The sequence below is a fragment of the Bacillus sp. A260 genome, from assembly GCF_009861435.1.
Lineage (GTDB): Bacteria > Bacillota > Bacilli > Bacillales > Bacillaceae_G > Bacillus_A > Bacillus_A cereus.
This window is the reverse complement of record NZ_CP046398.1, coordinates 3,008,027-3,020,395: the sequence shown is the minus strand read 5'-3', so window position 1 is coordinate 3,020,395 and position 12,369 is coordinate 3,008,027. Positions and strand designations below refer to the sequence as shown.

Here is a 12,369-nt window from a genome sequence, read left to right as displayed (position 1 = left end):
TATGTGCGTGAAACAAGGTGAAGCAAGTGTAACGTCGTTAGTATCAGCTTTCAGCAGGGCATATCATAGTGAATTTGATAATCCGAAAATCTTTGATGATTATGTAGCTAAAGAGTTCATTTCGCCAAAAGAACGAATTAATATTGAAACGAATATGGTTCAAGGAATACATTTCTTCAATACAGACATTGCACAGCAGTTTCAAGATAATCCACAAGAAATATTAAAATGGATTACACAAGTGCAATTATCACCAACACCTTTAGCACGTGCGGCATATTGTGAAAGAGTATTACTACACGAGATTACGCTGGGAGCGAAACAATACGTCATACTCGGTGCAGGCTTAGATACGTTCAGTTTTAGACACCAAGAATTAGAAAATAAAATAGAAATATTTGAAGTGGATCATCCTTCTACGCAGGCGTTTAAGAAGGAAAGAATAAAAGAAACAGAACTTGAAGTTCCAAAAAACCTTCATTTTGTTTCAATGGATTTTACGAAAGGATTTTCCTATGAACAGTTACGCAATGAAGGATTTGAACATAAAAAGACTTTCTTTAGCCTTTTAGGTGTTACGTACTATTTAACGAAAGAGGAACTTGCTAGTTTAATAGAGTGCTTGTTTGAGATGGTTACAGAAGGGAGTTCTATCGTTTTCGATTATCCCGATGAAAATTTATTTACGGAAAAAGGGTTGTCTAACCGAGTTGAAAATATGGTAAAAATGGCTGCAATAGGCGGAGAACCGATGAAGTCATGTTATTCTTATCGCGAAATGGAAGCATTGTTAGAGAATTCAGGTTTACTCATTTATGAGCACTTATCACCAGAGGATATAAATACATTATATTTTGCCGGAAGAAATGATTATTTGAAAGCTTTCGAGACGGTATATTATGTGCATGCGGTGAAGAGGTAGATGATTTGTGGGCATGGAGAGGAATCTCTGTGTCTTTTTTCTAATGATATAACCGGATTCAGGACTTTTAACCAACGTGAAAAGTCCTGAGTTAGAAAGTATGGTAGAGTGCTACTGTCAGAATGAATCTTTTTTTATGTTTTCTATTACTAACGGCGGAGTTGATCTACAGCATCTGCCGCATCCCTTGCCGCATTTGCAGCCTGTTTTGTTGTACGTATTTGCTGTTTCAAAAGAGTATTTTGTTCTTCTAACAAAGTATGCTGCACTGTACTTGTTTCAGTAACTTGCCAGATTGCTAAAGCTTCTTTTAAATCATCTGCTGCTCCGCTTTCTAGCGCTACTATACATGCATCAATTTTTTTGACTGAAAAATACTTAATTGGGATTGGTATACTACTTTGAAATTTTTGATCATATTCTTGAATTTGAGGGTCATATTTAGAAGCAGTAAATTTTCTAAACACGTGTATTATAGATGGCCACGCAGCAACAAATACAATTAAAAAAACCCACATAATAAACATACTACTTGTATCATTATAACTAAATAATCCTCCTGGTAAGATCATCAATAATACGAATGCAATTAATATCCCAGGTATACGGCTAGGACGTTTGTGTATCTTTTTCATGATACTTTCATAAGAAGTTACATAATATCGACCCTCTTTTAATCTTTGAACCCATTCTTCCTTTTGCATATACATGGCACCATCCTTTTTTTGTGAAGTATATTACTACTTAATTATATAACTTAAAGGGGTAAATAAACAGAAAATTCAGTGTAAAATATTTTTTCGCCCTGTAGGAAAATTATTTCATTTAATAAATCTATCTAGTTGTAGAGTATGCTCTAGTTTTTAATCCTTATATACTACATCCATGAATAATATGCGAGATTTATTATATGATGCAGACAACGGGAATATCGATACATTGGGATTTAGTAAACATTCAAAAACCAGGGTATGGAGGTGGTGAAATTTGGTTTGATGATGTACTGATAAGAAAAAATGGACATTTTATTTTACAAGAGTTATTCAGATTAAATGAAGAAAATTTGAAGGGGTAAAGCGCTTTATTGAGAGAGTGTAAAATAGATTAAAATACAACATACCAAACCAAGAGATTTATCGTGTAACTTTACATTCATTTAATATTAATAGGATACTTGAAAAGGTAGCGCTATGGAGTGTGTAAAAAAGACAAAATCTCTTAAAAAAAACTTAAATTTTTACTCCATCAATCTTTACAATCACCCCCTATAATGTGAATTGGACAAGCACCTAAGAGAAAGCAGAACATGTCAGTTTGTACATTCTATTATTAGGGGGAGAATTTGTATGAAAAAGACAGTTGCTTCGTTAGCAGTTATGGCGGCATTATTACCGACGTTTTCAGTGCATGCGGAAGGGAAAGAGCAAGCCCGAAAATCAGCTACAACTTTTAATGTTATTAGTGATATTCAAGGTGATTTAGGGGATTTTGATCATGTGCTAAAAGATATGAACAAAGTGACGCCACTTTCTAGAGCGCTTATTATGAATGGGGATATAACGCCGACTGGACAACAGTCACAATATGATGATGTAAAGCGTGTGTTAAATAAAAATAAGCATCCAGAAAATGTATGGTCTACTGTTGGGAATCATGAGTTTTATGCTGGTAAATGGACAGCGGATGGGAAACTTTCTCAAAGTACATGGCCAAATGGTGTAACGGAAGAAACACTATTTGGTCGCTACTTACAATTTAGTGGACAAGAAAAGGTATATCATAAAAAAGAATTAGATGGGTATCCGCTTCTATTTTTAGGAACTGAAAAATATATGAAATACCACGATTCAAAAATGTGGGACGAAGTATATATGAGTGATGAGCAATTAGGTTGGTTAAAACAAAATTTAGAAGAGTATAGTCAAAAAGATAAAAATAAGCCAATCTTTATTTTCTCTCATCACGTTTTACCTGATACAGTATCTGGATCAAGACAATCACCGTACTTACAAGATTATTTAAACATCGATAAGTTGTACGATATATTAAAAGACTATCCGCAAGTTGTTTTCTTTACGAGTCATACGCATTGGGATTTAAACTTACCTGACTGGGCTGGTAAAAAGAAAATTAAAGGCGGAGATGAAAAAGGTTTCACTGTTGTAAATACGGGCGGGATTGAAACAGGCTGGATGTCAGCAGGACCAAATGGAGGAGAGAAAACTGCTCCAGATGGCTATTCATTTAAACAAGGGTTACAAGTGAAAGCATATGGTAACGATGTAATTGTGACAGCTTACGATTACAAACGTGATAAGGATATAAAGAAGTTATTAATTAGTGATTCAAAAATTGCGCAGATGGCACCAAATGTAACGGCAGATGATAGTAAAAATATAATTGTCGGTGCAACTGAATATATGGAGTACACTATAGAAGGAACGAATGAGTGGCATACGTATAGTAAAGCAAATCCTCCGAAATTTGATGGAGATAAAGTCGTATACGTACGCCACAAAGGTGAAATGAATTTAGAGCCGGGATTAACGCAGTTACTTCGTTTTTCGGTAAATAAGTGATTGGAGGGAGTCTGCATTTGAATGTGTGGGCTCTTTTTTGTTGATGAGAAAGGGGTTGCCCGTCTGTCGTTTTTTGTCGATAGATCGATATATTAAGAAAATCGTTGATATACTGCAAGTTACGATCGATATATTTGAAAAATCGTTGATATATTGTAAGTAATGAACGATATATTTAAAAAATCGTTGATATAAATTTCATGTACCATAATTAAGTTAAAATCATTAATACGGTTTTACTTATCAAAATGAAATTCTAATACATTTTTAACCGAGAAAGATGACTTCACCATTTTTACGTGTAATAATAGTAACGTTACATATATTGTGAAAGAAGTACAAAAGGAGCGTTACAATGAATTTAGCTAAATTCCCGAGAAAAAAATATACAGAATCATATACACCAATTGAAAAGTTAAACAATTTTTCTGAAGCACTTGGTGGCCCGACTATTTATTTTAAACGAGATGATTTACTTGGTTTAACAGCCGGTGGCAATAAGACGAGAAAGTTAGAATTTCTAGTTGCAGATGCACAGGAAAAGGGTGCAGATACATTAATTACAGCTGGTGGTATTCAGTCCAATCATTGCCGCCTGACACTTGCTGCTGCGGTAAAAGAAAAAATGAAATGTATTCTTGTATTAGAGGAAGGGCTTGAGCCAGAAGAGAAGAGAGACTTTAACGGAAACTATTTCTTATATCACTTATTAGGTGCTGAGAATGTCATTGTTGTACCGAACGGAGCAGACCTGATGGAAGAAATGCATAAAGTAGCAAAAGAAGTAAGTGAAAAAGGGAATACACCATATGTAATTCCAGTTGGTGGATCAAACCCTACGGGCGCTATGGGATACGTTGCTTGTGCGCAAGAAATTATGGCGCAATCATTTGAGCAAGGAATTGATTTCAGTTCAGTTGTTTGTGTAAGTGGTAGCGGCGGTATGCATGCTGGTTTAATTACTGGTTTTTCTGGAACACAAAGCCATATTCCTGTAATTGGAATTAACGTAAGTAGAGGAAAAGCTGAGCAAGAAGAGAAAGTAGCAAAACTTGTAGATGAAACTTCAGCACACGTTGGTATTCCAAACTTTATCTCGCGCGACGCTGTTACGTGCTTTGATGAATATGTAGGACCAGGCTATGCGTTACCAACGCCAGAAATGGTAGAGGCAGTTCAGTTACTTGCGAAAACAGAAGGTATTTTACTTGATCCAGTGTATACAGGTAAGGCAGTAGCGGGATTAATCGACTTAATTAGAAAAGGTAATTTTAATAAGGAAGACAATATTTTATTCGTACATTCAGGTGGTTCACCAGCTTTATATGCGAATACTTCTTTATTTGCGTAAGTGTAAAAAGCATTGGGTATCCAATGCTTTTTTGTTATATACTGGAATTATTGAGAGGTAGGAGGATGATATGAATTCAAATTTAAAATGGATTATATATACGGTACTCGGCATTTCTATTCTATTAATCTTATTTGTGGCTTATGGGGTGTATTCTTATTTTACATTTTAAAAGCGTAATGGAAGTGAACCATAATGTAATGTATGTTATAGTTTGATATGTTAATTACTTACAATACTTTCCACAAGGAGAATACATAATGAGAGCAAAGAAACTAGTAACGTTAGCAGTTCCATTTATGCTGTTAGTCGGATGCGAGGTAGGAGATAAAGATTCTACTCATAAGACTGAGCAAACTAGTAAAGCAATAACAATACTTTCCGAACAACAGTATCCGTACTACATATGTGAGCAAGTGGTAGAGTTCCAATTTAAGAAGGATGAACTATTACTAAACTTAGGAGAATCCTTAAAGGATAAAGAAAAAGCAAAAGCTGTTTTAAAAACATCAAACGAGATAGATAAAATTTTAGATAATATGGAACACATAAAAGTACCTGATACATACAAAGACATTCACAAATCCATACAAGAAGGGGTAACAGAGGCAAGAAAAGCAACGAAGTTAATTAAGGATGCTGGTAAAGAAGATAAACAGAAGATTCAAGAAGCTGCAATGAAAGGTACTGAATTTTTATCAGGTGTAGACGGAGAGCATTGGAAAAAAGCAGTTTATGAGTTATCACAGGAAAACAAAGATGCTTATAGTAAGGCACTTGATAAGAAAGTAAAGGAGTACTCAAAGTAAAACAGTAACTTGTAACAATACATATCCACCTAAAATTTCCGCGAATGCTATGCTAGGAAGTTAGGTGGGAGATTACTGTCCTTAAATGTGGCTGATTAAAGCTACAGCCACATTCTCCTGTTCTAATTAACTAAAAGAAGAACTTCCCCATCCCGATTAAACTACTGATCATTCCTATTCCACTCATGGTGCCTTTTCCTGCTGTAAGTAAGTTTCCAAGCAGTCCTAGCTGACCGTTACCTCCGTTATTTCCCCATCCTATTGGGGCCCACGGACCACCCCATCCTGGAGGGTTTCCAAAAACACCCGAGTTATTGGTATTGAAATGAAAAGGCTTGGCTGGCGGCGATAGTAAAGCTGCAAGATGACCTTGTGCGAACATCCCTGTATGATTGAATGGTTGCGCCCAGGGGAAGGGAGGTTTTTGAAAATTAAAACCTGCATGACCTGGTAATGGAGTCCAATTAGCAGGGTGACCTTGTGGTATTATCCCTGCATAATTAATTGGCTGCTGCCCCAAAGAGAAGGGAGGAGGTTGGGGATTGAACCCCGTATAATTGGCTGATGAATCCCAACTAACTTGATAAACTCGGTAACTCCAATTCTCAGGAAGCTTCAAATCATTCATTACCTCAAATTTAGTTATTTCGGGCTGTGAATATAATGAAATTTTGTTATTATATTGTTCCCCGTTTCCCTGTGACTTCAAATACCAATATTGGTGCATACGCTAATTCCCCTCACTTTAAAAATGTAATGTTAGACTTAGCCTATGTAATATTCCTTTTTTTGGATGGTTACATAACTAGATCTACAAGCCTGTATTTAAAGGAATGGGTGCGTGGTCTTGTTGATTTTTCTCACTGCCTGTAAAATTCCCATTGATTTAAAGTTTCACTTTATTTTAGAAGGGGATTTTCAGTTGCTTATTTTGTGTATTTCAGCCTAATTTAAATTCCGTTAACAAACGTTTTTATAAAGGTTTCATCAACAAAAAGATTTTAAAATGGTATGTTGAGCAAGTGGAATTGCTAAAAAGAGAATATCCATTCGAAGAGTTTGGCAAAATACTGCAAGGGTAATGTTTTCTTGTGCAAATATGTAAATGATTTAAACGAATCAATGAAATTTATAATGAAGGGGCAATTAAATATATGAGTGAAACATTACATAAAAGAAAACCACCATATTTAATGCTTGTAATCCTTTTTATTGGGGCATTTGTTTCATTTCTAAATAACTCCCTTTTAAATGTAGCCTTGCCATCAATAATGAAAGATTTAAACATTCAAGATTATTCAACGATCCAGTGGCTTTCTACAGGGTATATGCTTGTAAGTGGTATATTAATTCCGGCATCAGCATTTTTAATAACGCGTTTTTCAAATAGGAGCCTATTTATTACATCTATGGTGATTTTTATTCTTGGTACTGCCTTAGCGGCTGTAGCACCGAACTTTGGTTTATTACTTACTGGTCGGATGGTTCAAGCGGCAGGCTCTTCAGTTATGGGGCCTTTGTTAATGAATATTATGCTAGTAAGCTTTCCGAGAGAAAAAAGGGGAACAGCAATGGGGATTTTTGGACTAGTTATGATTACAGCTCCAGCAATTGGACCGACACTATCAGGTTATATTGTAGAGTATTATGACTGGCGTTTGCTGTTTGAAATGATTTTACCGCTAGCAATCATTAGCTTACTGTTAGGGATTTGGAAATCTGAGAATGTCATGAAACAAAACAAAAATGCAAAACTTGATTATCTCTCATTACTATTATCTTCTGTCGGTTTTGGCGGTTTGTTATATGGATTCAGTTCTGCAAGCTCCGATGGTTGGACAAATAAATTTGTCTTAACAACCTTAATCATAGGCGCTATTGCCCTAATTGCTTTCATTATTCGTCAATTAAAAATGGATGAGCCGTTATTGGATTTACGTGTTTACAAGTACCCAATGTTTGCACTTGCGTCTGTAATTGCAATTGTTAACGCGGTGGCCATGTTTTCGGGTATGATTTTAACACCAGCTTATGTACAAAACGTCCGTGGTATTTCGCCGCTGAGCTCTGGGCTGATGATGCTTCCAGGTGCGGTTATAATGGGGATTATGTCACCAATTACAGGTAAACTATTTGATAAATATGGTCCTCGGATTCTTGGCATAGTGGGGCTTTCCATTACAGCTGTTTCAACTTATATGTTGGCAAGTCTGCAAATTGACTCTAGTCACACACATATTATTCTTATCTACACACTGCGGATGTTTGGGATGGCGATGGTTATGATGCCACTTATGACAAATGGTCTTAATCAATTGCCAACTCGCTTAAATCCGCACGGTACAGCTGTTAATAATACGGCTCAACAAGTGTCCGGTTCGATTGGTACTGCTATTCTTGTTACGATTATGAACTCTGTAACAAAAACAAAAGCTGAAAGTTTAATGTCTCATATAGATCCAACAACCTTTACAGAAACTACGAAGGCAATAGTAACTCAGAAGGCTTTATTATCTGGAATTCAATATTCATTTTATGTAGCGCTTGGCATGAATGTTGTTGCACTACTATTAGTTTTTTTCGTTAAACGTGTAGATACAAGTGCGGAAGCTGTCGAGAAGTTAAATCGGTAGAGAAGAATAAAACGTTAGATAATGATTCCTACAAGTTGTTTGCTGATTAGATAAACTATAAAGAAATACAAATTTTTGCTACTAAGGCGCCGGTATTTAAAATGGGAAAAGAACTGAAAGAAGCAGTGACATAATTATATAGTGAAAGAGGACCTGATGTTCATATCAGGTCCTCTTTCATTAGTAACACGGTATATTGCTTATTGTATTGGTTTAACTAAACCACTGATTTTTCAAATACTACAATCTTAAGCTCGTCAACTTCTCTATTTTGGGGTGTTTTAGAAGAAAATAAATCAAAATAATCGTTTTTATAAACAAATACAAGAGATGAGATCCGTTTGCAATTTCTCATAAACATTACAAGTTTAGATTATCTTTTAATACCAACATTAAAAGGCTCCAACTATATTTATTCGCTTCATTTTAATTTAGTATTTTTCTACAAGTTATAAATCTAATTGCCAAGCTTATACGCAATATCATAATCATGAATAGTTAGGGAAAAGATAAAATAAGGTAATCAATTACATATCTTTATCCCAGGCGATTAGTTGCTATTTCCTCTTTATTAAATGGGATATGTTATCCCGCATTAACGGGCAGTAAGACCCCCACCTCAAAATTTAGCGGAAGCAAAGAAGTTAGGTGGGGGACCAACTGCCCGTAAAAGCCCGATTGGTTCAACTAATAATCAGTGGGGGATGAACAAAACCCCCACTGATTAAAGTTTCACTTTATTTCATGCTTTTTTGAAAGGGTGTTTTAAATGGAAAAAAAAGTATCTGCCATTCCTCAGCCGAAAACATATGGACCGCTGGGTAATCTCCCATTAATCGATAAAGATAAACCGACCCTATCCTTTATCAAGATAGCGGAAGAGTATGGTCCCATTTTTCAAATTCAAACTTTAAGTGATACCATCATTGTCGTTTCTGGACATGAATTGGTAGCAGAAGTCTGTGACGAAACGCGGTTCGATAAAAGTATAGAGGGTGCTTTAGCAAAAGTTCGTGCCTTTGCTGGGGACGGATTATTTACTAGCGAGACTCACGAGCCTAACTGGAAAAAAGCTCATAATATTTTGATGCCTACATTCAGCCAACGGGCAATGAAAGATTACCATGCCATGATGGTCGATATTGCTGTACAACTCGTTCAAAAATGGGCACGGCTTAATCCGAATGAAAACGTAGATGTTCCGGAGGATATGACTCGTCTTACGTTAGATACAATTGGTCTATGTGGTTTTAATTACCGATTCAATAGCTTTTATCGTGAGACCCCTCATCCTTTTATTACTAGCATGACCCGTGCTCTAGATGAGGCGATGCACCAATTGCAGCGGCTGGATATAGAAGACAAACTTATGTGGAGAACGAAACGTCAATTTCAGCATGATATTCAATCTATGTTTTCTTTAGTAGATAATATTATTGCTGAACGTAAAAGTAGTGGAGATCAGGAAGAAAATGATTTACTTTCCCGTATGCTAAATGTGCCAGATCCGGAAACTGGTGAAAAATTAGATGATGAAAACATTCGTTTCCAAATTATTACTTTTTTAATAGCTGGACATGAGACAACAAGTGGATTGTTATCTTTTGCAATTTACTTCTTATTAAAGAATCCGGATAAATTGAAAAAAGCCTATGAAGAAGTAGACCGTGTTTTGACAGATTCTACTCCAACATACCAACAAGTTATGAAACTGAAGTATATACGGATGATTTTAAATGAATCGCTACGTCTATGGCCTACCGCTCCAGCATTCAGTCTCTATGCAAAAGAAGATACAGTGATTGGCGGGAAATACCCAATTAAGAAAGGAGAAGATCGTATTTCTGTTCTTATTCCACAGCTACATAGGGATAAAGATGCATGGGGAGACAATGTGGAAGAATTCCAACCTGAACGATTTGAAGAGCTAGATAAGGTTCCTCATCATGCTTATAAGCCATTTGGAAATGGCCAGAGAGCATGTATCGGTATGCAATTTGCACTTCATGAAGCCACTCTTGTAATGGGAATGCTTCTTCAACATTTTGAATTAATTGATTATCAAAACTATCAGCTGGACGTAAAACAAACATTAACGCTAAAGCCCGGTGATTTTAAGATTAGGATTCTACCCCGAAAACAAACTATTAGTCATCCTACTGTTCTTGCATCTACAGAGGACAAGCTGAAAAACGATGAAATTAAGCAGCACGTCCAGAAGACACCTTCTATTATTGGGGCCGATAATCTTTCACTTCTTGTTCTGTATGGCTCGGATACAGGTGTAGCAGAAGGTATTGCAAGAGAATTAGCAGATACAGCTAGTTTAGAAGGAGTTCAAACGGAAGTGGTAGCTCTTAACGATCGAATTGGAAGTTTGCCAAAAGAAGGAGCGGTACTTATTGTGACTTCTTCTTATAATGGAAAACCGCCAAGTAATGCAGGGCAGTTTGTGCAATGGTTGGAGGAACTAAAACCAGATGAGCTAAAAGGGGTTCAATACGCAGTTTTTGGTTGTGGAGATCATAATTGGGCTAGTACCTACCAACGGATTCCAAGATACATTGATGAGCAGATGGCTCAAAAAGGAGCAACAAGATTTTCTAAACGCGGAGAAGCAGATGCAAGTGGTGATTTCGAGGAACAGCTTGAGCAATGGAAACAAAACATGTGGTCTGATGCGATGAAGGCGTTTGGATTGGAGCTCAACAAAAATATGGAAAAAGAGCGCAGTACTTTGAGTCTGCAATTTGTTAGTCGTCTTGGAGGATCTCCTCTTGCACGAATATATGAAGCAGTTTATGCATCTATACTAGAAAATCGTGAACTCCAATCATCCAGCAGTGATAGAAGTACACGACATATCGAGGTATCTTTGCCAGAAGGCGCTACATATAAAGAAGGAGACCACCTTGGAGTGTTGCCAGTTAATAGCGAGAAAAATATCAACCGAATTTTAAAACGTTTTGGATTAAATGGGAAGGATCAAGTTATACTGAGTGCAAGTGGACGAAGTATAAATCACATACCTTTAGACAGTCCTGTTAGTTTATTGGACCTTCTTAGTTATAGTGTTGAAGTTCAAGAAGCAGCCACTCGAGCACAAATACGAGAAATGGTAACATTCACAGCATGTCCTCCTCATAAAAAAGAATTGGAAGCATTATTAGAAGAAGGAGTTTATCATGAACAAATATTAAAGAAACGGATTTCAATGTTGGACCTTCTTGAAAGGTATGAGGCTTGTGAAATCCGGTTTGAACGCTTTTTAGAACTTCTTCCTGCGCTCAAACCGCGTTACTATTCTATTTCAAGCTCTCCACTCGTTGCACACAATCGTCTGAGCATTACGGTCGGTGTTGTTAATGCGCCTGCATGGAGTGGGGAAGGGACATATGAAGGAGTCGCTTCTAATTACTTAGCTCAGCGTCATAATAAAGATGAGATTATCTGTTTCATTCGAACGCCACAATCAAACTTTGAATTACCTAAAGATCCAGAAACACCAATTATTATGGTTGGGCCAGGTACTGGAATTGCACCATTCCGTGGATTCTTGCAAGCGCGTCGTGTTCAAAAGCAAAAAGGTATTAACTTAGGACAAGCGCATCTATATTTTGGTTGTCGTCATCCTGAAAAAGATTATCTCTATCGTACAGAATTAGAAAATGATGAAAGAGATGGATTAATCTCTTTACACACAGCTTTTTCTCGTCTAGAGGGACATCCAAAAACATATGTACAGCATTTAATAAAACAAGATAGAATCAATTTAATTTCGTTATTAGATAATGGAGCTCATCTTTATATATGTGGTGATGGAAGTAAAATGGCTCCGGATGTAGAAGATACCCTTTGTCAAGCATATCAAGAAATTCATGAAGTCAGTGAACAAGAAGCAAGAAATTGGTTGGATCGTGTGCAAGATGAAGGGCGATATGGAAAAGATGTTTGGGCTGGTATATGAATGTTTCTTAATTAGTTACGTATTAACTAATGAATTTCTTTCGAATAAATTTCACTTTATTAGTATAGTGTATTTAGATGAATAGTGATTAACCGGACTATTTAGTAT

General features: G+C 36.3%; 8 protein-coding genes and 1 pseudogene. 7 read left to right on the top strand and 2 right to left on the bottom strand.

Annotation, left to right across the window (positions count from 1 at the left end; all coding sequences use genetic code 11):
• Window position 1: 1 nt before the first annotated feature.
• Window positions 2-922 (top strand): class I SAM-dependent methyltransferase, encoded by a 921-nt coding sequence (locus GD442_RS15180; RefSeq protein WP_002204744.1) that lies wholly within the window; start codon window positions 2-4, stop codon window positions 920-922.
• Window positions 923-1,071: 149 nt separating this feature from the next.
• On the opposite strand, the gene GD442_RS15175 is transcribed toward GD442_RS15180, so the two are convergent.
• On the bottom strand, window positions 1,072-1,632 hold the full coding sequence (locus GD442_RS15175) for a hypothetical protein (protein ID WP_049108434.1): 561 nt from the start codon (window positions 1,630-1,632) through the stop codon (window positions 1,072-1,074).
• Window positions 1,633-1,769: 137 nt separating this feature from the next.
• On the opposite strand from GD442_RS15175, the pseudogene GD442_RS27790 reads away from it, so the two are divergent.
• The 4 genes and pseudogenes from GD442_RS27790 to GD442_RS15160 all read left to right on the top strand — a co-directional run.
• Window positions 1,770-1,997: pseudogene (locus GD442_RS27790) on the top strand (aminopeptidase); the annotation flags it as partial.
• Window positions 1,998-2,268: 271 nt separating this feature from the next.
• Window positions 2,269-3,501, top strand: a complete 1,233-nt coding sequence (locus GD442_RS15170) for a DUF4073 domain-containing protein (RefSeq protein WP_033695807.1) — start codon at window positions 2,269-2,271, stop codon at window positions 3,499-3,501.
• A 355-nt stretch (window positions 3,502-3,856) separates the two neighbouring features.
• Window positions 3,857-4,852, top strand: a complete 996-nt coding sequence (cuyA, locus tag GD442_RS15165) for a D-cysteate sulfo-lyase (protein ID WP_044307402.1) — start codon at window positions 3,857-3,859, stop codon at window positions 4,850-4,852.
• Between the two features lie 260 nt (window positions 4,853-5,112).
• Entirely contained in the window at window positions 5,113-5,661 is a 549-nt protein-coding gene (locus GD442_RS15160) for a hypothetical protein (protein WP_001201796.1), read from the top strand.
• Between the two features lie 130 nt (window positions 5,662-5,791).
• Here GD442_RS15160 and GD442_RS15155 read toward each other — a convergent pair whose 3' ends face one another.
• Window positions 5,792-6,388, bottom strand: a complete 597-nt coding sequence (locus GD442_RS15155) for a hypothetical protein (RefSeq protein ID WP_000554419.1) — start codon at window positions 6,386-6,388, stop codon at window positions 5,792-5,794.
• Window positions 6,389-6,815: 427 nt separating this feature from the next.
• On the opposite strand from GD442_RS15155, the gene GD442_RS15150 reads away from it, so the two are divergent.
• Window positions 6,816-8,294: a DHA2 family efflux MFS transporter permease subunit gene (locus GD442_RS15150; protein WP_000005108.1), complete on the top strand. Its 1,479-nt coding sequence runs from the start codon at window positions 6,816-6,818 to the stop codon at window positions 8,292-8,294.
• 769 nt (window positions 8,295-9,063) lie between these two features.
• Window positions 9,064-12,261, top strand: coding sequence for a bifunctional P-450/NADPH--P450 reductase (gene cypD / locus GD442_RS15145; RefSeq protein ID WP_159365115.1), 3,198 nt, complete (start codon window positions 9,064-9,066; stop codon window positions 12,259-12,261).
• Window positions 12,262-12,369: the final 108 nt, after the last annotated feature.

Bases quoted from the DNA above. Each gene is read 5' to 3' on its own strand.
- GD442_RS15180 (WP_002204744.1), top strand. From the start codon at position 2: ATGTGCGTGAAACAAGGTGAAGCAAGTGTAACGTCGTTAGTATCAGCT.
- GD442_RS15175 (WP_049108434.1), bottom strand. From the start codon at position 1,632: ATGTATATGCAAAAGGAAGAATGGGTTCAAAGATTAAAAGAGGGTCGA.
- GD442_RS15170 (WP_033695807.1), top strand. From the start codon at position 2,269: ATGAAAAAGACAGTTGCTTCGTTAGCAGTTATGGCGGCATTATTACCG.
- cuyA (WP_044307402.1), top strand. From the start codon at position 3,857: ATGAATTTAGCTAAATTCCCGAGAAAAAAATATACAGAATCATATACA.
- GD442_RS15160 (WP_001201796.1), top strand. From the start codon at position 5,113: ATGAGAGCAAAGAAACTAGTAACGTTAGCAGTTCCATTTATGCTGTTA.
- GD442_RS15155 (WP_000554419.1), bottom strand. From the start codon at position 6,388: ATGCACCAATATTGGTATTTGAAGTCACAGGGAAACGGGGAACAATAT.
- GD442_RS15150 (WP_000005108.1), top strand. From the start codon at position 6,816: ATGAGTGAAACATTACATAAAAGAAAACCACCATATTTAATGCTTGTA.
- cypD (WP_159365115.1), top strand. From the start codon at position 9,064: ATGGAAAAAAAAGTATCTGCCATTCCTCAGCCGAAAACATATGGACCG.